Raw genomic sequence first — 24996 nt, forward strand, 5'->3', positions numbered from 1 at the left:
ATAACTTAGCCTCATGAAACAATTACTATTTATATTATTCATTTATTTATCATTTTTAAACCCTGTTCATTCTGAAGAAAGGGAAGCTCGAGGTTTAGTGAGCGCAACGGAGAAAGTTTCCATTTCCAGTGAAATTGCTGCAAGAGTTCAAAGTATTAATTTTTTATTAGGGGATGCCTTTAAAGAAGGGGATGTGCTGATTAGTTTTGATTGTGAAATTTATAAAGCACAAAAAGATGTAATTAAAGCCGAACATGAGAGTGCAAGAATACAATTAGAAAATGATAAAGAATTATTAGAACTAAGATCAATTGGTAAACTTCAATACCAATTAACAGTTTCAAATTATGAAAAGGCTAAAGCAGAATTGAGTATTGCAACTTTAAATGTGGATCGATGTGAAATCATTGCTCCTTATGATGGAAAAGTGATGGATGTTTATACAACTATTTTTACCAGTATAGAACAAAGAGAACCCTTAATGGACATTGTTGGCGATGGATTATTAGAAGCTGAAATTGTTGCTCCAAGTAATTGGCTTAAATGGTTAAAAAAAGGACATAACGTAAAAATCATTATTGATGAAACTGGAGAAACGTTAGATGCAACCGTTATTAGTTTAGGAGCTACAGTGGATGCAATTAGTCAAACAATAGAATTAAAAGCACAGTTTAATGAAAAATACGATTCATTAATACCTGGAATGAGTGGGATCGTTAAATTTTGAGTGAAGATAAAAACATAAAAGTTGCTCGGTTATTTGGTTTAGAAAAAAAAGCAAGAGAAGCAAGATCTCAAGACGAACTACATTTTGTAATCGCAAATGAGACAAGACAAATTATCGATTATATCAGTGCGTTTTTATTATTAAAAACACCAGCGGATAAATTTAATATTAAAGCAACCTCTGATTTAGCTACAGTTGATAGAACGTCACCTTTACTTACTTTTATAGAAAACTTTGTGAACAACGATAAATCGTTAAGTGATAAAGAAATTCAAAATTTAGAATTAGACAAAATTGCTAAAAATATTAATTCTGAGAAACCAAAAAATTTACCCGAAAACATTTTATTTATTCCAATTATTTCACCTCAAAAAGGCCTACAAGGTTATTTATTATTAGTAAGAAGTGAAAAATTTTCTGAAAACGAAATTGAACTTGCCGGACATTTGTCTTCAACTTATGGTCATGCTTTTAATTCGTTCTTAAAAGATTTTTCAATTAAAAATCATTATAAAAAATATTTAACTGGAAAAAAATCATGGAAAATTTATGCAGCTATTTTTATAATTTTAATTTTACCTATTCGAATAACCAGTACGGCTCCAGTTGAGGTTATAGCAAAAAATCCAAGCTTAGTTACTTCACCATTTGATGGGGTGGTTAAAAATATTGTAGCAAGTAATAACGATAAAATTAAGCAAGGTGATTTATTGGTTTTATTAGAAGATATCGAACTTAAGAATAATTTAAATATTACAAACCAATCCCTTCAAGTAGCTCAAAAAGAACTTCTTCGAAGCAGACAATCATCCTTTACGAATAATGAGGAAAAAGCTCGATTAGCAGAATTAGTGGCACAAGTTGAATTAAAAAAAGTAGAAGTAGCATCAGCACAAGAAAAGCTAAAAAATACAAAATTATTTGCAAAACAAAAAGGAATTGCAATTGTAGATCAAAAAAATGATTGGCAAGGACGACCCGTTGCAGTGGGTGAAAAAATTATGACTGTTGCAAATCCTGATGAAGTTGAGTTTTTGATATGGTTGCCGGTTAAAGACTCGTTAGTGATTAAAGAAAATTCTAAAGTTAAAGTCTTTTTAGACATTAATCCAATTAGCTCGTTAAAAGGAAAACTTTTAAGATCTTCTTACGAACCTTCTTTGTCTCCTGAAGAAATATTATCTTATAAATTAGGAGCTAGTTTTGAGGGAAAAAAACCTCCAAGAATAGGATTGAGAGGAACGGCTAAAGTTTATGGTTCAAGAGTTTTTCTATTCTATTATGTTCTTAGAAAACCAATTACTTTTGTAAGACAATTAATAGGAATATGATCGTTCCTTATCTAAGACAAGATTTAGAAGTTTTTCGTGGTAATAGCCGTGAAGATGGTTCGCCCGCATGGCTTTTGTATGATGCAATTCGAAATAAATACTTCACACTTGGTTTAACTGCTTTTAAACTTATTAAAAACTGGAGTGGAGGTGAAGATATTAAAAACTTTGAAAAGAAAATTAATTCATCAGGAATTGAAACCAGTGAAGATGAAATAAAAAGTTTTATTAGTTTTCTTCACCAAAATAATTTAATTGTCCAACCTTCCGGTCAAAACGTTAGCTATTTACTACAACAAAAAAATAGCATGAAGAAGAGCTGGTTATTATATTTAATACACAGTTATCTATTTTTTAAAATTCCATTATTTAAACCAGACAATTGGCTTTCTAAAACTTTAAAATATGTAAAATATTTTGGTTCAAAACGATTTAGAAATATTACTTACTTCTTTGGTTTTGTTGGTTTATTTTTAGTCGCTCAACAATTTGAAACCTTTAAAAGCACTTTTCTTTATTTCTTTTCTTTTCAAGGGTTAATGCTTTATTTCTTAACTTTAGTTTTTGTAAAATGTCTTCATGAGTTAGGACATGCTTATATTGCAAAACACTATGGTTGCAGAGTATCTGCGATTGGAATAGCTTTTTTAGTTTTTTTTCCATTTTTATATACCGATACAACTGATGCCTGGAGACTTAGAAATCACAAAGAAAGATTATTAATAAACTTTGGTGGTATACTTACAGAATTACATCTAGCGTTATTTGCAACTTTTATTTGGGGAATTTTACCTGAGGGTGGATTTAAAAGTGCAGCCTTTTTCATTGCAACAACATCATGGATTTCATCCTTAACAATTAATGTAAGTCCTTTCATGAGATTTGATGGCTACTATGTTTTTTCCGATTGGTTAAAAGCTGAAAATTTACAACCTCGTTCATTTGCTCTTGCAAGGTGGAAAATAAGGGAAACTTTATTTGGTCTTAATCATAGTCCTCCAGAAGAAATTAACCCCTCAAGAAGATGGACTTTTATCGTTTATGCTTGGGCGACATGGCTGTATCGATTTTTTCTATTTTTAGGTATTGCACTTTTAGTTTATCACCTAGCATTTAAATTTTTAGGAATCATACTGTTTGCGGTTGAAATTTATTGGTTCATTATGTTACCGGTAATTCGTGAAGTGAATAATTGGTACAAATTAAAATCTGAAATAAAATTTAACAAACAAACCAAAAGAACTTTAATCATTATTACTGCTTTATTAATGGTTTTATTCTTACCCTGGAAGTCATCTTTAAAAATACCTGCAGTATATATTTCTGAGCAGTATTTAAAAATTTACGCACCTTATCCTTCAATGATTAAAAGAATATTAGTTGAAAAAGATGATGAAGTTGAAAAAGGACAAAATCTAATTGAACTTTATTCGCCTGATTTAGAGAATGAAATTATTTCATTAAGAAGAAATATAAAACTAATCAAGACAAAGATTAATCGATTAAGTAATTCAGCAGGAAATATGGATCAATACTTAACGTTACAACAAAGATTAATTGCTCTACAAACAGAATTATCTGGTCTTACAAAAGTTCAAAATAAGCTTTTAATTAAAGCACCCATTAAAGGAAAGATAAAAGATTTTTATAATTTATCTGAAGATATGTGGGTTAGTAATTTAGATCAACTTTTAGGTATTGTTCAATTCGGTACTGGAAAAGTAAAAGGATTTATTAAAGAAGAACAAATAGATCGATTTTTAGAAAAAAACCCAGCTGTCTTTATTCCAAACGATGGAATTCATGATAAAGTTTATTTAGTTTCAAAATCACTAGATTTATCTGCTGTTAATAATCTTCCTTACATTTCATTAAGCTCAATTCATAATGGTCCAGTTGCTATAAGAAATTTTACAGGAGGAAAATTTCAATATCGTCCACAAACAGCACATTATATTGCAGACTTCAAACTTGCGAAACGTAGTAAAATTCAATTCGAATTACCTGGTTATGTTCATATTGAAGGGAGTCGATACAGCCCTTTTACAAAATTGTTTAAAAATATTATTGCTATTCTTGTAAGAGAAAGTGGTTTTTAAATATCATTAGTTTATTAAACCTAAAATGGACGTCTTTTGATATAAAAAGATACATCAAATCGATTATAAATTTTAAAAATGAAAGTTATAAATAATAAAAAAGGTTTTACCTTAATTGAATTATTAGTGGTAGTTGCCATCATTGGTATTTTATCATCTGTCGGGGTTGTTGCTTATAATGGGTATACAGCTGGGGCTAAAGAATCAGCTTGCAAAGGTAATTTTAGAACCATAGTTAAATCTGTTTATGAAAATATAATGTGGTGTGAGCTTAACCCAACAATTAATTTTTTGTGGAATAATGAACAATCTTGGGAATTTGATTGTGATACTATGTTCTATAACGGCATGTCAGTTGCTTCTCAGTGGGGGTACACGACAACTGAACAATTAGTCAGTCTTACTGTAAGAGATATTTCTAGTCAAGATAGTCATAGAAAACCAGACTCAAATATAGGTTCAAGAACAACACTTAAAACGATGACTAATCCCTACACTGGTTCTGGTGCTGTTTCTGGTGGTACTGCAAGGAGGGAAATTTATGATGGAGATAGATATGATATGAGAGGTAGTGTATCTCTTCTAAAAAGAGATAGTAGTGGAAATGAATTAAGCAATAATTGGCAGTCAGAGGGACAACTGTATCTAATAACTAAATGTCGTGATAAAGTGATAGAATACGAATTTGATATCTATTGAAAATTTATATGTTTTCTTAAAATGGATAAATAATTAACATAAAATACTTCTTTCCATTTTCATATTTAATGTCTATAAGATACTACCATGGCGCGATATATCTTTGTCACCGGCGGTGTGGTTTCTTCCCTTGGTAAAGGTCTCTCTTCAGCATCATTAGCTTATCTATTACAATCAAGAGGTTACAAAGTTAGAATTAGAAAACTAGATCCGTATTTAAATGTGGATCCAGGAACTATGAGCCCATTTCAACATGGAGAAGTTTTTGTAACCGATGATGGAGCTGAAACAGATTTAGATTTAGGTCACTATGAAAGATTTTCAGGAGTGTCTGCAAAAAAATCAGATAATATTACAACAGGAAAAATTTATAGCGATGTTCTTAGAAAAGAAAGAAAAGGAGAATATTTAGGAAAAACTGTCCAAGTTATTCCACATATTACTGATCGTATAAAACAATTTATCAAACACGATTCATCCAAAGAAGATTTTGTTATTTGTGAAATAGGTGGAATAGTAGGGGATATAGAAAGCCTGCCATTTGTAGAGGCGATTAGACAATTTGCAAATGATGTGGGTAAAAAAAATGCATTATTCATTCATTTAACCTTAGTTCCTTACTTAAAAGCATCGGATGAAATAAAAACAAAACCAACCCAACACTCAGTTAAAGAATTAAGAAGTATAGGTATTCAACCAGATATCATCATTTGTAGATCGGAAAGACCTATTCCATTAGATCATAGAAAAAAAATATCATTATTTTGTAATGTGGATATTAAAAATGTTATTGAGACAGTAGATGTAAGAACTATTTATGAAGCTCCAATGAGCTTTTTTAAAGAAAAATTAGATTTGCAAGTTTTAAATTATTTTAAATTAAAATCAAAAAAACCTGCAAACTTAAATCCTTGGAAAAAAATAACTAAAATAATTTTACATAATAAAAAACAAGTTAATATTGCAATCATTGGAAAATACGTGGAGTTAAAAGATGCTTATAAATCTTTAGATGAAGCATTAACCCATGGAGGAATTGATAATAAAGTTAAAGTCAATTTAGTTAGAATAGATTCTGAAAAATTAAAAATTTCTGAAATTAAGAAGAAGCTTAAAAATATTTCAGGCATATTAATTCCCGGTGGATTTGGTAAAAGAGGCACAGATGGAAAAATTGAAGCTATCAAACACGCCAGACTAAATAAAATTCCATTCCTTGGAATTTGTTATGGAATGCAAATGGCCATCATTGAATTTGCAAGAAATCAATTGAATTTAAAAAATGCTACCTCAAGTGAGTTTGATAAAAAAGGATTACCTATTATTGGATTAATCAATGAATGGACCAAAGATGGTAAAAAGATTAAAGGAACCGATAAAGATTTAGGAGGCACAATGAGACTGGGTTCTTATGATGCAAAACTAAAAGATAATTCAAAAATCAGTAAAATTTATAAATCCAAATTAATTAAAGAGAGACACAGACATAGATATGAAGTCAATATTGCTTTTAAAGATAAATTTGAAAAAAAAGGGATGATTTTTTCAGGGTTATCGCCTGATAATAAGTTACCTGAGATTATAGAGTTAAAAAATCACCCATGGTTTATAGGGGTTCAGTTTCACCCTGAATTTAAATCTAGACCTTTAGCTCCTCATCCTTTATTCTCTTCATTTATCAAGGCAGCTAAAAATCATAAATGAGTAGTAAAAAAGTTAATTGCGGAAATATAGAAATTTCAAACGATAATAAGATTTGTATTATTGCTGGACCTTGTCAGCTTGAAACTGAACAACATGCAATGGACATGGCAGGTAAAATTCAAGAAATTACAAAAAAATTAGGTCTTGGATTTATCTATAAAACTTCATTTGATAAAGCGAATAGAACCAGTTTAAAAGGGCAAAGAGGGGCCGGTTTAGAAGCTTCCCTTCCCGTATTTGATAAAATTAAAAAAGAACTCAACGTTCCAATTTTAACCGACATTCATAACGCAGAACAATGTTCATTATTAAAAGATCATGTTGATATTTTGCAAATACCTGCATTTCTATGTAGGCAAACGGATCTGTTAATCGCTGCTGCAAAAACGAATAAAATTATAAATGTTAAAAAAGGTCAATTCCTAGCACCATGGGATATGGTTAATGTTACAAAAAAAATTTCAGACTCGGGCAATAATAACATTTTAGTTACAGAAAGAGGAGCAAGCTTTGGTTATAATACTCTTGTCTCTGACATGAGATCTCTACCCATAATGGCAAAAAATGGTTATCCTGTTATTTTTGATGCCACACATTCAGTTCAACAACCTGGAGGCCTAGGCGAGACTAGTGGTGGTCAAAGAGAGTTTGTTGAGTACTTAGCAAGAGCTGCGGTTGCTGTAGGTGTTGCGGGTGTTTTTATTGAAACACATCAAGACCCAGATAATGCTCCATCTGATGGACCTAACATGGTTCCATTAGATAAATTAGAAAAATTATTATCTCAATTATTTGAAATAGATAATCTGATTAAAAAATAAATGAGTAAGATTTTAAAGATTAAAGCTCGTCAAGTTTTTGATAGTAGAGGAAACCCCACAATTGAAGCTGAAGTTTATTCAAAAAAATTAAGTGCGTCTGCCATTTGTCCATCGGGTGCTTCAACCGGAACTTATGAAGCATTTGAAAAAAGAGACGATAACAATAAAAAATATTTAGGTAAAAGTGTTTTAGGTACAGTCAATTTAGTTAATACGAAAATTTCAAAAAAATTAATAGGTACAAATATTCATGATCAAACACGTATTGATACAATCTTAATTAATCTTGATGGTACTAGGCAAAAAACAAATTTAGGTGCTAATGCAATTTTAGCTGTATCAATGGCTGCTAAAAAGCTTTCAGCAAAGATTAAGAATGTCCCACTGTATAAAACTTTTTTAGTAAAAAATAATTATAAATTACCATATCCATTAATGAATATTATTAATGGTGGAGCACATGCTAATAACGGATTAAGAATTCAAGAGTTCATGATTAGACCCGATAAAGCTAAGAGTTTTTCAGAAGCTATGAGAATATGCTTTGTTGTAATTAATAACTTAAAAAAGCTAATTATAAAGAAAGGGTTGTCAACATCTGTAGGAGATGAGGGGGGCTTTGCTCCAATGATTAGTAATAATGAAAAAGCTTTAGATTTAGTTGTTGCTGCAATTAATAAGTCTGGTTTTAAAAATGGCAAAGATGTTTCGATTTGCTTAGATGTAGCGGCAAATGAATTAATGAAGAAAGATAAGTATTCTATTCATTCAAAAAAATTTGTTTCGGTAGATCAATCTATTAAAGAATATAAGAAAATAATAAATAAATACAAAATTAAATCTATTGAAGATCCATTTGGAGAAAATGATTGGATGGCATGGAGTAAATTAATGAAAAATACTAATAATGTGCAAATAGTTGGAGATGATTTGTATGTAACTAATTTAGAAAGACTTAAAAAAGGCTTTTTAAATAATTCTTCAAACTCTATATTAATTAAACTCAATCAAATTGGTACGGTATCTGAAACACTTGAAGTTATAAAGTTTGCACAAATTATTGGATATAAAACAATAATTTCTCATAGATCTGGAGATAGCGAAGACACTTTTATAGCAGACCTGGCTGTAGGTACAAATTCAAATCAAATAAAAACTGGATCTTTAGCTAGATCAGAACGTGTTGCAAAATATAATCAATTATTACGTATAGAAGAAGAGCTTGGAAAAAAAGCATCAATGAGTAAAATTCATTAATGCTGGGGAAATTAAAAAAAAATTATTTTTTATTAATCTCTACTTTTTTAATACTTTATTTTTTCTTTAACCTTCTAGATGGTGAAAGAGGTCTTTTTTCTTATTTTAAAAAAAAAGAAATTTTAGTTAATTTAAAAATTGAAGAAGCTAATTTATCTAATAAAATCAAAGAGCTTGAATTTAAAAACTCTCTATTAAGTACTAAATTAGACCTAGATTATGTTGAAACCTTAATTAGAGAAAAATTTATGTTTGGCAAAGAAGGAGAGACCCTTTATATAATTAAAAAGAATGACAACTAAGCCAAGACATCCAGAAAAAGTTAACAAACCTTTAAATCCAATCAAAAAAAAACCTGATTGGATAAGATCTAAACTTGTTAATAGTAAAGAGTTTTTTCTAACAAAAACAATTGTTAATAATAATAATTTAGTAACGGTATGTCAGGAAGCTAACTGTCCAAATATCACAGAATGTTGGAGCAAAAGACATGCAACATTTATGATAATGGGTGATACTTGCACAAGAGCATGTGCTTTTTGTGATGTAAAAACAGGCAAGCCAGGAAAACTAGACTCATTAGAACCCGTTAAAATAGCTGAAGCCGTAAAAAAATTAAATTTAAAACATGTCGTAATCACTTCCGTTGATAGAGATGATCTCGACGATGGAGGATCAAATCATTTTTTTGAGGTAATTGATCAAACAAGAAAAAAAAATCCTAATACATCAATTGAAGTTTTAACACCTGATTTTCTAAGAAAAGGAGATGCTTATAAAAAAGTACTAGAAGCTAATCCTGATGTTTTTAATCATAACATTGAAACTGTGCCTAGACTTTATTTAAAAGTAAGACCAGGCTCTAGATATTTTTCATCATTAGAACTCTTAAAGAATGCAAAATTAGTTAATAAAAATGTTTTCACAAAATCAGGATTAATGGTTGGATTAGGTGAAAATAAAGAGGAGATCATTCAAGTGATGGATGATCTAAAAGCAGCTGATGTAGATTTTTTAACTGTTGGTCAATACTTGCAACCCTCTGTAAGACATCACCCTTTAGATCGTTATTACCATCCAGATGAATTTAAAGAGTTAGAAACTATTGCAAAATCAAAAGGATTTTTATTAGTTTCATCGACACCTTTAACTAGATCTTCATATCATGCAGATGAAGATTTCGCTAAACTTCAACAAAATAGAATTAATAATCATTAATGCCTAAGGCATCAGTTAAAAGAAGTATAAATAAAAAAAAAAATAAACTTATTGAGTTTGTTTTGGATATCGAAAAATATCCAGAATTCATCCCTTTTTGCCTAGACTCAAAAGTCTACGATAGAAAAGATGAAAATAATCAAATTTTAATCATAGCAGATTTAACAATTGGAAAGGGTCCTTTTAGCGATACTTATAAAAGTGACGTTAGATTTAATAAAAAAGATGACACGATTAATGTTACTAATTTAGATGGACCACTAAAACATTTACAAAATAATTGGAAATTTATAGAAAATAATAACATCACTGAGGTTTATTTTGATGTTGATTTTGAAATTAAAAATAAGTTTTTAAATTTGTTAATGGAAAAATCTTTTGAATTTGGTTTAAATAAAATTGCTGATGCTTTTCAAAAAAGAGCTGAAACTGTATAAAAAATTTAAAAAACTGCTCAAATTAAAGAGCTAACAATATCCAAGGCCCTTTTAACTGAAGCTTTTTGAATTGAGCTTCTTGTTTTTTGTTTAAAAATATTTTTTGTTATCAACAATTTATTGGATCTTTTTACTCCTATATAGACTAATCCGATGGGTTTGTTTTTAGTTGCGCCATTAGGACCTGCAATTCCAGTGACAGATACATTTATTTGAGCTTTAGAAATCTTTGTTAAATTTTTAACCATAGCCTCACAACATTCAGCACTAACAGCACCATATTTCTTAATAATATTTTTATTTACTTTTAAAATATTGATTTTTGCTTGATTAGAATAGGTAATAAGACCTATGTTGAATACTTTAGATGCACCACTAATAGAAGTAATAGATGCAGCTAACAACCCTCCCGTGCATGACTCGGCAAAAGATATTTTAAGTTTTTTTTTGATTAATTTTTTTACAATATTTTTCATTATAAAATGTAGCTCTTTAAAATCATGAAACATACAAGGGTTAGAACCACATAAAAACCAGCACAGATATCATCCATAATTACACCAAAACTATTCTTAAAGTTTTTATCAAAAAAGTTTACAGGAAATGGCTTCATGATATCAAAATATCTAAAAAGAATAAAAAATAGAGCATAATAAACAATAGCTTCACCACCATCTTTTGTTGTTCCATGTGATATCTCATAAAGATATATAGGAATTGATTGACCTAAAAATTCATCAATTATTATTTCACCAGGATCCTTATTTTCACTATTTTCTATATAACTTGAAACAGCATAAAATGAGTAAATAAATATTATTATCAATCCAAATAAAATTATATTTGGTGAAATATTTAAAGTGTGAAATAGATAATAAAGAATAATTACAGTCGCCAGTGACCCAAATGTTCCAGGCATATATTTAATTTTACCAAGACCAAACATAGTAACTAATAATGAGTTGAAGGAATTAATCATTTTTAATAACTGAGGCTATAACTTCACAAGCTATAGCTTTTTCTTTACCAATTACACCTAACTTTTCAGTTGTTTTACCTTTTATATTAATTTGAGTGGGAGAGATATTACAAATTTTTGCAATACAGTTTAATATTTGTTTTTTATATTTTTGAATTTTAGGTTTTTGAGTAATGATATTAATATCAAGATTATTTATTAGATAACCTTTTTTTACAGTTTGCTTGATTATTTCACTTAACAGAATTGTAGATCTGATATTTTTAAATTTCTTATTCTTATCAGAGAATTTTTCACCAATATCACCCATAGAGCAAGCTCCAAGTATAGCATCTGTTACAGCGTGTAACACAGGATCTCCATCTGAATGACCTAATGTACCAATAGGTGAGGGTATCTTAATTCCACCTATGTAAAGCTTCTTATTAGGAACCAACCTATGAACATCAAAACCTATTCCAAATTTTATTAAATTATTAAATTTAATATCTGAATTTATTGTAATTTTATTATTAGTAGTTTCGCCCTTTATAATCTTTATTTTTTTACCAGCTCTTACAAATAAGTTAGCATCATCAGTAACTTCCTTACTTTTGTTATTTTGAAGTGAATAAAGTTTTTTATAGTTAAAAGCTTGAGGTGTTTGGATTAAGTAAATATTTTCTCTTTTTAAATTTTTAACATTATTTGATATTTTCTGCTTAACTGTATCTGCAGTTTGAATTGCAGGAATTACACAATCATTTGATTTTAATTCATTCATTAATTTATTTAAAAGTTTTAAAGAAAAATTTGGTCTTGCAGCATCATGAATTATTACATTTTTAAAATTATTTTCTTTAATACTTTTTAAGGCATTATAAGCAGACTCTGCTCTTGTTTTTCCACCTGTGATAATTTTGATGTTTTTAATATTAAGTTTCTTGATAAAATTTTTGTGTTTTTTATTTACTACCAGAACAATTTTATTAAATTTATTAAAAACTTTAGCTTTATCAATTGAATGCAATAATAAAGGTTTACCTTTATAATTTGTGTAGGGTTTTGGAGTATTTGAATTAAATCTTTTACTTTCACCTCCAGCAAGTATTATAAAGCAACTATTCATGATAAAAATATATAACACATTATATTGTTCAAAATGATTGATTTTATTAAAAAAAATATATTCATCATTGTAGTATTTTTAATTACTTTATTCATAGGTTTTATAACTTTTTTAACGTTTATTGATAAAAGTTTTTTAAAATTATCTGATGACAATCTCCAACTATTATTAATTGGAAATATTGCATTGTTAATACTTCTTTTTTTTATGATATTTTCAGAAGTAAGAAATTCTTTAAAGATAGATGTTGATGTAAGTGGCTCTAAGGCCAATAGAAAATACATAACATTCTTTGCATTATTTACTTTAATTCCTTCGATTTTAATTTCTTTATTTTCATTATTTCTCCTTTCATTTGCTCTTGATAAATATTTAGATAAAAAAATAACAACAGCTGTTAATAATTCTTATGAAATTGCAAAAAGCTATACTGAGGAAGTTAGAACAAAAACACAATCAGAAATAATTTTAATAGCATTTGATTTAAACAAAAGTATCAATTTTTTAAATACAAATATTAATCAATTTAAAAGTTTTCTTAAAACTCAAAAACTAATTAGAGGTATGGATGAAGTTCATATTATTGAAGGTAATGGAAATTTATATTTATCAACTTTAGAAGATACTACTTTATATACACCTCCTTTAAGTGATGCTTTAGAAATGGTCCAAAATGATAAAAGACCACTTAAGATTATTAATGCTTATAAAAATCAAACAGCATCTATTATAAAGCTTGAAAACTTTGAAGGTAAGTATTTATATATAGTAAAGTATTTAGATAAAAAAATTTCTCAATATTTATTAGAATCTCAAGAAGCTCTTAATTTTTACTACACAGTTTTAAATAAACAAACTGGAATTAAGATATCATTTGTATTTATTTATCTTGTTATAGTTTCATTATTATTATTTTTATCCATTTCAATAGCTATAAGATTTTCATCAAGATTTTTTAGGTCTATTAATAATTTAATTGTTGCATCCTCTAATATTGGAAAAGGGAATCTAGATATTAAAGTACCAGAAATTAAAACTGATAAAGACATGGAGATTTTAAATCAAAATTTTAATTTAATGATAGATAAATTAAAATCACAACAAGAAAAAATTATAACAAAAGAAAGACACGAAGCCTGGGAAAATTTAGCTAGAAAATTAGCTCATGAAATTAAAAATCCACTCACACCTATTCAATTAACTATCGATAAATTGAAAAATAAATATTCTGAAAAAATAGCAGATCATGAAAAAGAAGATTTTTCCAAAAGTTTATTGATTATTGGAAAGCAAATTAAACAAATTGAAAATTTAGTTAATGAATTTTCAGATTTTGCAAGAATGCCAAAACCAATTCTCAAAAATAACAACCTAGTTTCTTTGATAAAAGATAATGTTAAATTAATAAATGAATTAGATAATGAAATCATAATTGATTTTAAATCAAGTAAATCTAAAATTCTTTTAAACTCTGATAGTGAACAATTAAGCAGAGTTTTCTTCAATTTAATTAAAAATTCTATTGAAAGTATACAGGATAAGAAAATTGATAATGTTAATTTTAATGGAAAAATCGATATCTCTATAAATGAGAATGAGGAAATAATTAACTTCATAATTATCGATAATGGATTAGGATTTGGAATATTTAAAAACAATATAAAAGACATTCTAAATCCTTATTTTACAACTAAAAAAAAAGGTACGGGCTTAGGTTTATCTATTGTTAATAAAATAATAAATGATCATAATGGTAAAATAAATTTTATATCACTTGAAATGGGTGCAAAAATTGAAATTACATTTACAAAATAATGAGTACTGAAATATTAATTATTGATGATAATGCAGATATTAGAAACATTATTAATGACCTAATAATTGAAGCTGGTTACAAAACAAGATTAGCTGCAAACTATAATCAAGCATTAAATGAGATTGATAAAAAACTCCCAGATGTTGCAATAATAGATGTTAAGTTAGATAAAAGTGACAATGATGGTTTAGAGCTGTTATCACACATCAAAACTAAGGATAAAAATATTCCAGTTATAATAATTACAGGGCATGCGAATGTTGAAATGGCAATCAAAGCTTTAAAAGCTGGTGCTTTTGAATTTATTGAAAAACCCTTTAATCAAGAGAGATTATTAAACTTTGTTAATAGAGCTGTTGAAAACATAAATCTTAAAAATAAGAATAAAGAATTTGAAAGTAAACTTTTTTATTCTTATGAACTAATTGGTGTTAGTGACAATATTAAAAAAATAAAAGATCAAATAGATAAAATATCAGTTTCTGAAAGTAGAATTTTTATCAATGGACCTACTGGCTCAGGTAAAGAATTGATAGCAAGAAAAATACATAAAGAATCCAAAAGACAGAAGGGTCCTTTTGTTATTTTGAATGGTGCATTACTTGATATTAAAAAATATGAATTAGAATTATTTGGCGAAGAAAAAGATAATGGCTCAATAACTTATGGCGCTTTAGAGAAATCAACAAAGGGTATACTTTTAATAGATGAAATTTCTGAAATCCCACTCGATACTCAATCTAAAATTTTAAGAGTTTTAATTGATCAAAAATTTAGAAGAATTAATGGCAGCCATGATATTAACGTTGATGTAAGAATTATATGCTCGTCAAGTAAAGATATAAAAAAAGAAATAGAAAATGGTAATTTTAGAGAGGACTTATATCATCGACTTAATGTATTTGAAATTAACATCGACCCTTTAAAAGACAGGGTTTCAGATATACCTTTGTTAGTTGAATATTTTTCTGAAAAAATTTCAACAAATTATAATTTAAAAAAACTAAGTATTGATACAAATAATAAATATTTACTCAATTATGATTGGCCAGGAAATGTTAGAGAATTAAGAAACTTAATAGAGAGAATAGCAATACTTTCGCCTGATAATAATGATAAAATTTCAAATATTATTAAAGAATCCCTAAAAACACCTGATATTAGAAATATACCATCAGAAAACTCTTTATCTATACCATTAAAAGAAGCTAGAGAAAATTTTGAAAAAGAGTATTTAACTACACAATTAAAAAAATTTAATGGCAATATATCAAAAACTGCTGATTTTATTGGAATGGAAAGATCTGCCTTACATAGAAAGCTTAAAGGTTTAGGGATCAAGGAATTAAACTAAATGAATATTATAATTTGTGGAGCTGGTAGAGTGGGCTTTACTATAGCAAAAATTTTAAGTGAGCAAGGACACTCAATAACCATAATTGATCAATCCAGTGAAGATATACAAAAGATTGATGACACACTAGATGTAAAGTCTATTGTGGGCAAAGCTACTTATCCATCAATCTTGGAAAAGGCAAACGCAACCGAAGCTGATATGATTATCGCAGTAACTCGTAATGATGAAATTAACATGTTGATATGTCAAATTGCATTTTCAATATTTAATGTTCCAAAAAAAATAGCAAGGATCAGATCACAAGATTATTTAAATCCAAAATTTACAAAAGTTTATAATAAAGAAAATTTACCAATAGATGTTATTATCTCACCTGAGATTGAGATAGCAAAGTCACTTCAAAGAAAACTAGAAGCCCCTGGTTCACTAGATAATGTTCCTTTTGCTAATAATAAAATTAGATTGCTTGAGATTTTGATAGATGAAAATTGTCCAATAAAAGATATCAAACTTAATGAACTTACAAAAAAATTTCCAAAACTTAATTCTAATATAATGGGAGTAATTAGAGATGAAAAATTTGTTTTATTAAAAAAAACGGATGTAATGCTTAAAGAAGATAAAGCTTATGTTGTAATTAATGCCTCACAAATGAATGAAACCTTAGCAGCCTTTGGTCATACAGAAAAAATTTCTAATAAAATTTTAATAATTGGAGGAGGAAATATAGGATTTAACTTAGCAAAAAATTTAGAAGAAAGTTTTGATTCAGCAAGAGTTAAGATAATAGAAAAAGATAAGGAAAGAGCAGAACTTATTGCAAGTCAATTAAATAACACAATTGTTATAAATGGAGATGCTTTAGATGAAGAAGTTTTATTGGAGGCAAATTTAGAAGAGGTTCAAACTGTTTTGGCTCTGACAAATGACGACGAAGATAATTTAATGATAAGTGTATTGGTTGAAAAATTTGCTAAAGACAATGATGAATTAAGTGACAAAAGAACTATGGCTTTAATTAACAAGCCTAATTATTCTCTTTTACAATCTTCTTTAAAAATTGATGATTTTATTGATCCTAGAATGAATACTGTATCAAGTATCTTAAAACACATTCATAAAGGCACTATTGAAAATGCTTATAGTATTTTGAATGGTGAATATGAGATTATTGAAGCTGAAATTATTGAAACTTCAGAGTTAGTAAATAAAGAGTTAAAAAATTCTAACTTACCAGATGAAATAAGAATAGGTGCAGTTTTAAGAGGTGAAGAAGTAATTATTCCTAGATCAAATTTTGTATTTAAAAAAGAGGATATTGTTGTTCTTTTGGCTAATAAAGATTTCTTACATGTTGTAGAAAACATGTTTCGTATAAGCTCTATTTAATTTAATGAAATACTTTAAACTCATTTACTTGAGTGTTTTTTTTGGAATAGTTTCAATTTTAGCTTTTTTTAATATCACTTACTCTTACTATCTAAACCTCTATCTAAATCTAAATACTTATATATTTACATTTATAGTATCTATTCTTTTAACAATATTATTTTATTATTCAAAAAATAATGATGAAAAAAAAATAACTATATATGATAAAATATTAACAATACTTCTTGGTTATTTTTTATTACCACTAGTTATTTCTATACCTTTTTATTTTAGTATTTATAATTTAACTTTTGTTAACGCTTTCTTCGAGTCAATTTCTGGATTCACCTCAACAGGTTTTACTATTTTTGATAATATTAATCATATTGATCAAAGCTTAATATTATGGAGATCTGCATCTCAATGGATAGGGGGTCTTTATTTTTTATTTTCTATAATACTTTTAATTGATATTTTTGATCATAGTTTTAAAAAATCTTTAACTAATTTTTTATCTTTTAATAAATCTGAAACATTCAAACAAGCATTCAAAATTTTTTTATTTTATTCATTAATTACACTTTCAATTTTTATAATTTTAAGTTTATTTGATATTAGGTTATTTAATTCTCTAAATTTAGCAATGACCATAATTTCATCAGGTGGTTTTTTACCATCTAATAATTTGTCTAATTTATTGGTCAATAATTCTCAAGTTATAATTATATCAATTTTATTACTATCTTCCTTTTTTAGTATTTTTTTAATTTACAATTTAATCTTTACAAAAAACCATAATCTTAATTTCTTTAATGAAGATATTCATCTGTTGTTTTATTTCTTATTTTTGTTGATTATTTTTTTTGTATTTTTAAATTTTGAAAATAATTTTAGTGAGTTATTTTTATCCTTAACAAGTAGTATTTCTAATGTAGGTTTTTCTCTTAATAATTCTTCTAGTAATTTATCTTTTGTTTTTCTAATACTTGTTATTATTGGAGGATCTTTTTTTTCGACAAGTTCTGGTATTAGGTTTTTAAAAATCTATTCTTTATTTAAATATTCAATTAACGAAATTCTTTCTTACAGTAGACCTAAAAATATTTACATAAATAAACACTTGTTTTCAAAAGATACATTCAAATTAGATGAAATTTATAAATATTTTTTATCTGTAATAGTTTTTATAATTTCTTTATTAATTTTAACATTTTTATTAACTTTAAGCGGAATTGATTTTGAAAGCTCTTTTAAACTCTCAATATTAACCATAATGAATACAGTAAACTCCTCAATGTTTGGGTTGGCTGATTTTAGTTTTTATGATCTACATTTTATCACTAAGTATTATCTAATTTTATTTATGATTATTGGTAGACTAGAGCTTCTAACTTTATTAATTATTTGTAAAAAATTTCTTTTTAAAAATTAAATTCGTACTATAAATATACTAATATTAATTTGCGCTCTTAGCTCAGCTGGATAGAGCATCGGTTTTCTAAACCGAGGGTCGGTGGTTCGAGTCCACCAGAGCGCACCATCACTATATGTGACACATTGTTCTTAATGTAGCACCACATATTGTTAGAATAATTCTAAAAACAAAATTTTTATTTTGATGCTAGTTATAAAATGTTAAACATCTCACTTAATTCAAATCATTTTGAATTATTTGTTAACAAATAAATAAATAAAACAGAGGAATAAAATATGTTTAAATACGTAAAACAATTAACTTCTCTAGTTGCTATGGTTGCAGTTCTGTTTACTTTTACAACAGAAACAATGGCCGCTAAGAAGTCAAAAACTCTTAAGAACACTCAGAAAAAAGGTTTCGTAAGATGTGGTGTATCTCAAGGTCTACCTGGATTTTCAAATGCTGATGCTGCTGGAAATTGGACTGGTGTTGACGTTGATGTATGTAGAGCGGTTGCTGCTGCAGTATTAGGTGATGCGAACAAAGTTAAGTTCACTCCACTAAGTGCTAAAGAAAGATTCACAGCTCTAACTTCTGGTGAGATTGATATCTTATCAAGAAACACAACTTGGACACTTTCTAGAGATGCTGACATTGGTTTAACATTCGTTGGAGTTAACTTCTACGATGGCCAAGGTTTCATGGTAAGAAAAGACTCAGGAATTACTTCTACGAGCCAATTCAAAAATGGAATTTCAGCATGTACTAACATTGGTACTACAACTGAACTAAACATGAGAGACTTCTTTAATTCAAAAGGAATTTCTTATGAGCCAGTAGCTTTCGAAAAAGCTGATGAAGTTGTTGCAGCTTATGACTCAGGTAGATGTGATACTTACACAACTGACAAATCTGGTCTAGCAGCACAAAGAACAAAAATGACTAACCCTGATGATCACGTAGTGTTACCAGAGACTATTTCTAAAGAGCCTCTAGGACCTGTTGTACGTCAAGGTGATGCAGTTTGGGAAGACATCGTAAGATGGTCTCTAAACGTAATGATCGAAGCTGAAGAGTACGGTATTAACTCTGCAAACGCTGACATGATGAAAACTTCTGAAAACCCACAAATCAAAAGACTTGTTGGTTCTGAAGGTGAATTAGGTGCAGCATTTGGTTTAGATAACGATTGGAGCTTAAGAATTATCAAACAAGTTGGTAATTATGGAGAAAGCTACAAGAGAAATATCGCTGATACTGGTATTTTACCTGACAGAGGTCCAAACCAAATTTGGACTAAAGGTGGACTACTATACGTACCACCAGCAAGATAATTATTATCTAACAAAACATAAAAAGGGCTAGATTTATCTAGCCCTTTTTTTATAATACTCATCACATGAAATTAAAAAAAATCTTACCTCAACTATTAACATTATTATTTATAGTTTTAATATTTGGTTTCTTTACCATGAATGCTCAAGAGAACATGGATACAAGAGGTATTCAGTTTGGTTTTGGTTTTTTAACCCAAGAGGCATCATTTGATATACAATTTTCTTTAATTGATTATGATGGGTCACACTCTTATGCAAGAGCATATCTTGTTGGATTATTAAATACACTCTTAGTAGCTTTCATTGGAATTATTTTAGCTACATTATTGGGTCTTATTGTTGGTGTTGCAAGATTATCCCCAAATTATTTGATTAGAAAAACTGCTTCTTTTTACATAGAATTCTTTAGAAATGTTCCATTATTATTACAGATTTTCTTTTGGTATTTTGCAGCCCTAAGAGCTCTGCCAATGCCTCAAGATGCTACATTATTATTAGGTTCATCTTTTATGACCATAAAGGGACTTTATACACCAGCTCCAATTTGGACAAATTTCGATATTTTTTTTACAACGTTAATTGCTGCAATGATTTTAATTTTCTTTTTTGTCAAATTTGCAAAAAAGAAACAAGAACAAGAGGGAAAACAGTTGCCTGTATTAATTGTCTCATTAGCTATTTTTATAGGTCTACCACTGTTAACATTTTTAGTAGGTGGTGTTGATTTATCTTTTAGCTTTCCAGAATTAAGAAAAATGTCACAATCTTCTTACACATTTGATGGGGGTATGGGTATACCACCTGAACTAATTGCGTTAACTTTAGCCTTAACTCTCTATACGGCAACTTTTATTGCAGAGAATGTAAGAGCAGGTATTCAAGGTATTGGCAAAGGGCAAAAAGAAGCTGCTGCATCAATTGGTTTAACACCAAGCCAAGTTTTGAAATTAGTAATTATGCCTCAAGCGTTAAGAATAATTATACCACCTACTACTAATCAATATTTAAATTTAACCAAAAACTCTTCTTTAGCAGCAGCAATTGCTTATCCAGATCTAGTTTTAGTTTTTGCGGGTACTGCTATGATGCAAACAGGAAAAGCAATTGAAATTGTTGGTATTACAATGGCCACATATTTAACTATTAGTATAGCAATTTCATTACTAATGAATTGGTACAACCAAAGAATAGCGATAAAGGAAAAATAATGAATTCAAAAAATCTTGATTTACCAAAAGCTAAAATTCAAATAAATAGAAATACTTCTCTTATTATTGGAATTTTATTTTTTTTCTTAGGTATTTTTGATTTTTGTTTAAATAATTTCTTTGGTACAAATATTACCTCTTTCTTACCTAGGTTTATTAACTTTTTTACTCCCTTAATCTTTGGGGTAATTGGTCTTCATTTTATTAGAATTGAATTTTCAGGTATTAAAATTTTAGATAGCCTTAATAAAAATATTAACCCAAGTAATTTTAACGCAGCTTTAAGTTTGTGTATTATTTTTCTTATAATATTTTCACTTCCTCCATTATTAAATTGGTTCATTTTTGATGCTAATATTTCTGGTGACACTAAAGAAGCGTGTACAGGTGGTGGTGCTTGTTGGGTTTATATCAAAGTTTGGTTTAATAGATTTATGTATGGAATGTATCCTAATGCAGAACAATGGAGAATTAATATTACATTTATTACTGTATTAGTCTTTATGGCAGCTGGATTTTTTGTACCTGCTAAATTTAGAAATTATCTTTCTCTTTATTACACCCTTATATTACCAATTATTTCTTTTATCTTAATCTACTATTTGATTTCAGGAGGTTCTTTTGGACTAGAGTGGGTTGAAACAGGTGCGTGGGGTGGCTTATCTTTAACTTTTATAGTTTCTTTTTTCTCATTAATTTTTTGTTTTCCAATTGGCATGATGCTGGCTCTTGGTAGAAGATCTGATTTACCTGTTGTTAAATATTCATCTCTTTCATTCATTGAATTTTGGAGAGGTGTTCCTTTAATTACAGTTTTATTTATGTCAGCTGTAATGTTTCCAATGTTTTTACCTGATGGAACATATGTAGATAAACTAATTAGAGTTGTTGTAGCAATTACTTTATTTGAAGCAGCTTATACAGCTGAAGTTATAAGGGGAGGATTACAAGCTCTTCCAAGAGGCCAATATGATGCAGCTAAGTCACTTGGGATGGGTTACTGGAAACTTCATATCTTTGTTATTCTTCCACAAGCTTTAAAATTAGTAATTCCAGGAATTGCGAATACATTCTTAGCACTTGTAAAAGATACACCACTAATTTTTGTAGTAGGTCTTTTAGAGGTAGTTGGTATGTTAAATTTAGCTAAAACTAATCCCGAATGGCTAGGATTTTCGATGGAAGGATACGTATTTGCTGGAATAATATTCTGGATTATTTGTTATAGTATGAGTAAATATAGCCAGAAATTAGAATTAAAATATAAAACAGATAGATAAATTATGTCAGATTCAATTATTCAAATTCAAAATGTAAACAAGTGGTTTGGGGATTTTCAAGTATTAAAAGAAATAAATCTTGAAGTTAAACCTAAAGAAAAAATCGTTGTGTGTGGACCATCTGGATCTGGAAAATCTACACTAATTAGATGTATTAATAGACTAGAAGAGCATCAAAAAGGATCAATCATTGTTGATGGTACTGAAATTTCAGAAGATACAAAAAATATAGAACAAGTTAGAGCTGAAGTTGGGATGGTTTTTCAACAATTTAATTTATTTCCTCATTTATCTATTTTAGATAATTGTACGTTAGCTCCAATTTGGGTAAAAAAAATGCCCAAAAAAGAAGCAGAAAAATTAGCATTAGAACACCTTGAAAAAGTACAAATTTTAGATCAAGCCCAAAAGTTTCCAGGTCAATTATCAGGCGGACAGCAACAAAGAGTTGCCATTGCAAGAGCACTTTGTATGGAACCTAAAATTATGTTATTTGATGAGCCTACATCAGCATTAGATCCTGAAATGATTAAAGAAGTGCTAGATGTTATGGTTAATTTAGCAAAACAAGGTATGACGATGATTGTTGTAACTCATGAGATGGGCTTTGCTAAAGAGGTAGCCGATCAAATGATTTTTATGGATGAGGGTATGATAGTTGAAAAGGCCACAACAAAAGACTTTTTTGCTAATCCCAAAAATGATCGAACTAAACTTTTTTTAAGCCAAATTTTATAAGTCTTTTTAAAGCTTATAGTTCAACAATTTTATTTTTTCATTTTATATTATAAGTTCTTGACACATTTTGTTATTTTCTACTTAACTTTATAAAATAAATAAATTTTTGTGTTGCGATAACAGTCAAAAATTAGTTCAATATGTTTTTAAAAACAAACTTTAAGAGGGGTCTTAATGGAAGATAATTTCAACAAACATTTAGGTAACAAATTAAAGCTAAGAAGATTAGCTTTAGGTCTCACACAAACAAAAGTAGCAAAAGCAATTAATGTTACATTTCAACAAATTCAAAAATATGAAAAAGGAACTAATGGAGTTAGCTCAATAAGACTTCTTCAATTAGCAAATTATTTAAAAGTTCCAGTAAATTATTTTTTTGAAGATTTTTCAGAATATTTAATAAATCTAGAAAGATCTCAAGAAGGTCACATGAATGTAAATTATAATTTTTTAGTTAAATTATATTCTGAACTTAATAACGATCAAAAGTTAAAGTTTAGTAAATCTTTACAGTCTTCAAATATTGGGATTTCAAAAGCAGTTTAATTTTTATTAAATTAATGACCCCTATAAATTTTGAAAATCATTTTAAAAAAAATTTTTTATAATTTCATATTTGTAATTAAAAGTTTATTAAAAGTTTTTTTATTATTTATATTATTAAGTGGAAATGCTTTTGCAAAAGTAAAATCTAAAGACATTAATTTTCCAGGCAAATATTATACTAAAGAAATTAAGACTTGTTCAGCAATTCCTAAGGATAAATCATTTAGTAATAAATCAACTATTGATACCGTTAACAGTGTAGTTGGTTTTGATTGGTCAGCTTACCATGAGAAATATAGTAATTCTATTTTGGTAGAACATGCAGCAATCACGAAACCTATAAAAGTTATGATTGCAGGAACCCACATGGCTATTGGTGATAAAAATCAAACTAACATCAATATAGCCAAAGGTTTATTATTAGAAATAGCTAAGGCAAATACTTTATATAACAGCATAAGTTATGAAGAATTAAAAAAAAAGGAAAGTGTTGGAAAGATAATAACCCCAAAGCTCCTTGTTGGTACCATGAATATGAATTTGCAGGTCAATGGTTTGGAAATTATATGATTAGTGCAGTAATGCTTAAATCTGAATTGAATAAAGAGGAGTTTAAGATTGTGAATAATTACATTAAAAAAATGTACAAAAAGTTCTTAAAACCAATTCAATTTAAAAAAAATGACAAAGGGTTTTATGCAATGGCTAATGGAGGATTATCAACATTAGTTTATGCATCATGGACAGAAGATAAAAAACTTGCTGCTAAAGAAATTAATCACACATTAAAACAAATAGACAAACTATTTTATGATGATGGATACATTAACGATAACTCTTTCAGGGGTCTCAGAGGGCAATGGTACCATTCATATGGAGTTGATATTGCCCTAGGATATATTTATATTGCTGAATTATGGGGAGCTAATGTTCCAAAAAATATACATGAGAAACTATTTAATTCAGTAAAAGTAGTAAATTTAGCGATTACTGATCCTGAAAAGTTTTTAGAAAGAAAAAATCCTAATGGTCTAGCGAGAAATAGAATTACAGATCCAAAAAAAGCAACACCTCATACACATCAAATGGCTATAGCTATAGACACTCTTATGGAAATAGTGACAGGTATAAAATTGGAACATGATCCGATATACTTACGAAAAAGAAAAATGCATACGCCTGATGGGATAGATGATCTAATTGGTTTCAATCCCAATTGTATAATTCGATAAATCTAAAAGATAAAGATTTTGGCTCCTCGGGCAGGACTCGAACCTGCGACCAATTGATTAACAGTCAACTGCTCTACCAACTGAGCTACCGAGGAATATCAAAAACACAACTTACTTTTTTTTAAGAGTAAAACAAGATTTTTTTTTGGAGGCATCGCCCAGAATCGAACTGGGATACAAGGATTTGCAATCCTCTGCGTAACCATTCCGCCACGATGCCCTCTCCTCTCAATTTAAATTAAATAGAGAGCCTTTTATATATTAAATATATAAAATTAGTCTACCAAATAAGCCTTCAAAATGATTATTGTTAA

24 protein-coding genes and 3 tRNA genes are annotated in these 24996 nt (G+C 28.3%); 22 read left to right on the forward strand and 5 right to left on the reverse strand.

The window, feature by feature from the left end; genetic code table 11:
• The first annotated feature begins 13 nt into the window (after positions 1-13).
• The 10 genes from AC5SML_RS02910 (at position 14) to AC5SML_RS02955 (ending at position 10293) form a co-directional block, all read left to right on the forward strand.
• Complete coding sequence (locus tag AC5SML_RS02910; protein ID WP_494617566.1) at positions 14-727, forward strand: efflux RND transporter periplasmic adaptor subunit; 714 nt, start codon at positions 14-16, stop codon at positions 725-727.
• Positions 724-2058 carry an efflux RND transporter periplasmic adaptor subunit gene (locus AC5SML_RS02915; protein ID WP_006996984.1) on the forward strand — a complete coding sequence of 445 codons (1335 nt, stop codon included), beginning with the start codon at positions 724-726 and terminating at the stop codon, positions 2056-2058. Before AC5SML_RS02910 ends, AC5SML_RS02915 begins: the two co-directional genes overlap by 4 nt.
• Entirely contained in the window at positions 2055-4157 is a 2103-nt protein-coding gene (locus tag AC5SML_RS02920; protein ID WP_494574314.1) for a site-2 protease family protein, read from the forward strand. Before AC5SML_RS02915 ends, AC5SML_RS02920 begins: the two co-directional genes overlap by 4 nt.
• A 78-nt stretch (positions 4158-4235) precedes the next feature.
• A complete protein-coding gene (locus AC5SML_RS02925) occupies positions 4236-4856 on the forward strand; it encodes a type IV pilin protein (protein ID WP_494617568.1) in 621 nt (206 codons plus the stop codon).
• An 87-nt stretch (positions 4857-4943) separates the two neighbouring features.
• Positions 4944-6560 (forward strand): CTP synthase, encoded by a 1617-nt coding sequence (pyrG, locus tag AC5SML_RS02930; protein WP_011282053.1) that lies wholly within the window; start codon positions 4944-4946, stop codon positions 6558-6560.
• On the forward strand, positions 6557-7381 hold the full coding sequence (gene kdsA, locus AC5SML_RS02935; protein ID WP_011282054.1) for a 3-deoxy-8-phosphooctulonate synthase: 825 nt from the start codon (positions 6557-6559) through the stop codon (positions 7379-7381). Before pyrG ends, kdsA begins: the two co-directional genes overlap by 4 nt.
• Positions 7382-8638 carry a phosphopyruvate hydratase gene (gene eno / locus AC5SML_RS02940; protein ID WP_027306928.1) on the forward strand — a complete coding sequence of 419 codons (1257 nt, stop codon included), beginning with the start codon at positions 7382-7384 and terminating at the stop codon, positions 8636-8638.
• Entirely contained in the window at positions 8638-8940 is a 303-nt protein-coding gene (locus AC5SML_RS02945; protein WP_006996975.1) for an FtsB family cell division protein, read from the forward strand. Before eno ends, AC5SML_RS02945 begins: the two co-directional genes overlap by 1 nt.
• Positions 8930-9856: a lipoyl synthase gene (lipA, locus tag AC5SML_RS02950; RefSeq protein WP_018414093.1), complete on the forward strand. Its 927-nt coding sequence runs from the start codon at positions 8930-8932 to the stop codon at positions 9854-9856. Before AC5SML_RS02945 ends, lipA begins: the two co-directional genes overlap by 11 nt.
• A complete protein-coding gene (locus AC5SML_RS02955) occupies positions 9856-10293 on the forward strand; it encodes a type II toxin-antitoxin system RatA family toxin (protein ID WP_006996973.1) in 438 nt (145 codons plus the stop codon). Before lipA ends, AC5SML_RS02955 begins: the two co-directional genes overlap by 1 nt.
• Before the next feature lie 17 nt (positions 10294-10310).
• Here the strand turns inward: AC5SML_RS02955 and AC5SML_RS02960 are convergent, their stop codons facing one another.
• Genes AC5SML_RS02960 through ispD form a run of 3 tightly spaced genes read right to left on the reverse strand, consistent with a single transcriptional unit; the run spans position 10311 to position 12380 of the window.
• Positions 10311-10802 carry a CinA family protein gene (locus AC5SML_RS02960; RefSeq protein WP_494617570.1) on the reverse strand — a complete coding sequence of 164 codons (492 nt, stop codon included), beginning with the start codon at positions 10800-10802 and terminating at the stop codon, positions 10311-10313.
• A complete protein-coding gene (locus tag AC5SML_RS02965) occupies positions 10769-11272 on the reverse strand; it encodes a phosphatidylglycerophosphatase A family protein (RefSeq protein ID WP_020169384.1) in 504 nt (167 codons plus the stop codon). Before AC5SML_RS02965 ends, AC5SML_RS02960 begins: the two co-directional genes overlap by 34 nt.
• On the reverse strand, positions 11265-12380 hold the full coding sequence (gene ispD / locus AC5SML_RS02970) for a 2-C-methyl-D-erythritol 4-phosphate cytidylyltransferase (RefSeq protein ID WP_006996970.1): 1116 nt from the start codon (positions 12378-12380) through the stop codon (positions 11265-11267). Before ispD ends, AC5SML_RS02965 begins: the two co-directional genes overlap by 8 nt.
• Positions 12381-12413: 33 nt before the next feature.
• Between ispD and AC5SML_RS02975 the strand changes: the two genes are divergently transcribed.
• The 12 genes from AC5SML_RS02975 (at position 12414) to AC5SML_RS03030 (ending at position 24682) form a co-directional block, all read left to right on the forward strand.
• Positions 12414-14195, forward strand: a complete 1782-nt coding sequence (locus tag AC5SML_RS02975) for a sensor histidine kinase (RefSeq protein ID WP_494617572.1) — start codon at positions 12414-12416, stop codon at positions 14193-14195.
• Entirely contained in the window at positions 14195-15550 is a 1356-nt protein-coding gene (locus AC5SML_RS02980) for a sigma-54-dependent transcriptional regulator (RefSeq protein ID WP_494617574.1), read from the forward strand. Before AC5SML_RS02975 ends, AC5SML_RS02980 begins: the two co-directional genes overlap by 1 nt.
• On the forward strand, positions 15551-16942 hold the full coding sequence (trkA, locus tag AC5SML_RS02985) for a Trk system potassium transporter TrkA (RefSeq protein WP_011282062.1): 1392 nt from the start codon (positions 15551-15553) through the stop codon (positions 16940-16942).
• A 4-nt stretch (positions 16943-16946) separates the two neighbouring features.
• Positions 16947-18356 (forward strand): TrkH family potassium uptake protein, encoded by a 1410-nt coding sequence (locus AC5SML_RS02990; protein ID WP_027306936.1) that lies wholly within the window; start codon positions 16947-16949, stop codon positions 18354-18356.
• Positions 18357-18387: 31 nt separating this feature from the next.
• Positions 18388-18464 (forward strand) — tRNA-Arg (locus tag AC5SML_RS02995).
• Between the two features lie 170 nt (positions 18465-18634).
• Positions 18635-19675, forward strand: coding sequence for an amino acid ABC transporter substrate-binding protein (locus AC5SML_RS03000; RefSeq protein WP_011282064.1), 1041 nt, complete (start codon positions 18635-18637; stop codon positions 19673-19675).
• A 65-nt stretch (positions 19676-19740) separates the two neighbouring features.
• Positions 19741-20886, forward strand: coding sequence for an amino acid ABC transporter permease (locus AC5SML_RS03005; RefSeq protein WP_006996964.1), 1146 nt, complete (start codon positions 19741-19743; stop codon positions 20884-20886).
• Complete coding sequence (locus AC5SML_RS03010; protein ID WP_027306937.1) at positions 20886-22166, forward strand: amino acid ABC transporter permease; 1281 nt, start codon at positions 20886-20888, stop codon at positions 22164-22166. The genes AC5SML_RS03005 and AC5SML_RS03010 overlap by 1 nt, the downstream gene beginning before the upstream one ends.
• 3 nt (positions 22167-22169) lie before the next feature.
• Positions 22170-22904 (forward strand): amino acid ABC transporter ATP-binding protein, encoded by a 735-nt coding sequence (locus AC5SML_RS03015; RefSeq protein ID WP_494574323.1) that lies wholly within the window; start codon positions 22170-22172, stop codon positions 22902-22904.
• A 174-nt stretch (positions 22905-23078) separates the two neighbouring features.
• Positions 23079-23450: a helix-turn-helix domain-containing protein gene (locus tag AC5SML_RS03020; protein WP_006996960.1), complete on the forward strand. Its 372-nt coding sequence runs from the start codon at positions 23079-23081 to the stop codon at positions 23448-23450.
• 30 nt (positions 23451-23480) lie between these two features.
• On the forward strand, positions 23481-24020 hold the full coding sequence (locus AC5SML_RS03025; protein WP_494617576.1) for a hypothetical protein: 540 nt from the start codon (positions 23481-23483) through the stop codon (positions 24018-24020).
• A gap of 50 nt (positions 24021-24070) precedes the next feature.
• Positions 24071-24682 carry a hypothetical protein gene (locus AC5SML_RS03030; protein ID WP_494617577.1) on the forward strand — a complete coding sequence of 204 codons (612 nt, stop codon included), beginning with the start codon at positions 24071-24073 and terminating at the stop codon, positions 24680-24682.
• A gap of 19 nt (positions 24683-24701) precedes the next feature.
• Here AC5SML_RS03030 and AC5SML_RS03035 read toward each other — a convergent pair.
• Positions 24702-24777 (reverse strand) — tRNA-Asn (locus tag AC5SML_RS03035).
• 51 nt (positions 24778-24828) lie between these two features.
• Positions 24829-24902: transfer RNA gene (locus AC5SML_RS03040), tRNA-Cys, on the reverse strand.
• Between the last annotated feature and the right edge of the window lie 94 nt (positions 24903-24996).

The sequence above is a fragment of the Candidatus Pelagibacter sp. PS_17 genome, assembly GCF_059417945.1.

What these genes read in the sequence shown, in the direction of transcription:
- AC5SML_RS02910 (WP_494617566.1), top strand. Translation starts at nt 14, where the DNA reads ATGAAACAATTACTATTTATATTATTCATTTATTTATCATTTTTAAAC.
- AC5SML_RS02920 (WP_494574314.1), top strand. Translation starts at nt 2,055, where the DNA reads ATGATCGTTCCTTATCTAAGACAAGATTTAGAAGTTTTTCGTGGTAAT.
- AC5SML_RS02925 (WP_494617568.1), top strand. Translation starts at nt 4,236, where the DNA reads ATGAAAGTTATAAATAATAAAAAAGGTTTTACCTTAATTGAATTATTA.
- pyrG (WP_011282053.1), top strand. Translation starts at nt 4,944, where the DNA reads ATGGCGCGATATATCTTTGTCACCGGCGGTGTGGTTTCTTCCCTTGGT.
- kdsA (WP_011282054.1), top strand. Translation starts at nt 6,557, where the DNA reads ATGAGTAGTAAAAAAGTTAATTGCGGAAATATAGAAATTTCAAACGAT.
- eno (WP_027306928.1), top strand. Translation starts at nt 7,382, where the DNA reads ATGAGTAAGATTTTAAAGATTAAAGCTCGTCAAGTTTTTGATAGTAGA.
- AC5SML_RS02945 (WP_006996975.1), top strand. Translation starts at nt 8,638, where the DNA reads ATGCTGGGGAAATTAAAAAAAAATTATTTTTTATTAATCTCTACTTTT.
- lipA (WP_018414093.1), top strand. Translation starts at nt 8,930, where the DNA reads ATGACAACTAAGCCAAGACATCCAGAAAAAGTTAACAAACCTTTAAAT.
- AC5SML_RS02955 (WP_006996973.1), top strand. Translation starts at nt 9,856, where the DNA reads ATGCCTAAGGCATCAGTTAAAAGAAGTATAAATAAAAAAAAAAATAAA.
- AC5SML_RS02960 (WP_494617570.1), bottom strand. Translation starts at nt 10,802, where the DNA reads ATGTTTCATGATTTTAAAGAGCTACATTTTATAATGAAAAATATTGTA.
- AC5SML_RS02965 (WP_020169384.1), bottom strand. Translation starts at nt 11,272, where the DNA reads ATGATTAATTCCTTCAACTCATTATTAGTTACTATGTTTGGTCTTGGT.
- ispD (WP_006996970.1), bottom strand. Translation starts at nt 12,380, where the DNA reads ATGAATAGTTGCTTTATAATACTTGCTGGAGGTGAAAGTAAAAGATTT.
- AC5SML_RS02975 (WP_494617572.1), top strand. Translation starts at nt 12,414, where the DNA reads ATGATTGATTTTATTAAAAAAAATATATTCATCATTGTAGTATTTTTA.
- AC5SML_RS02980 (WP_494617574.1), top strand. Translation starts at nt 14,195, where the DNA reads ATGAGTACTGAAATATTAATTATTGATGATAATGCAGATATTAGAAAC.
- trkA (WP_011282062.1), top strand. Translation starts at nt 15,551, where the DNA reads ATGAATATTATAATTTGTGGAGCTGGTAGAGTGGGCTTTACTATAGCA.
- AC5SML_RS02990 (WP_027306936.1), top strand. Translation starts at nt 16,947, where the DNA reads ATGAAATACTTTAAACTCATTTACTTGAGTGTTTTTTTTGGAATAGTT.
- AC5SML_RS03000 (WP_011282064.1), top strand. Translation starts at nt 18,635, where the DNA reads ATGTTTAAATACGTAAAACAATTAACTTCTCTAGTTGCTATGGTTGCA.
- AC5SML_RS03005 (WP_006996964.1), top strand. Translation starts at nt 19,741, where the DNA reads ATGAAATTAAAAAAAATCTTACCTCAACTATTAACATTATTATTTATA.
- AC5SML_RS03010 (WP_027306937.1), top strand. Translation starts at nt 20,886, where the DNA reads ATGAATTCAAAAAATCTTGATTTACCAAAAGCTAAAATTCAAATAAAT.
- AC5SML_RS03015 (WP_494574323.1), top strand. Translation starts at nt 22,170, where the DNA reads ATGTCAGATTCAATTATTCAAATTCAAAATGTAAACAAGTGGTTTGGG.
- AC5SML_RS03020 (WP_006996960.1), top strand. Translation starts at nt 23,079, where the DNA reads ATGGAAGATAATTTCAACAAACATTTAGGTAACAAATTAAAGCTAAGA.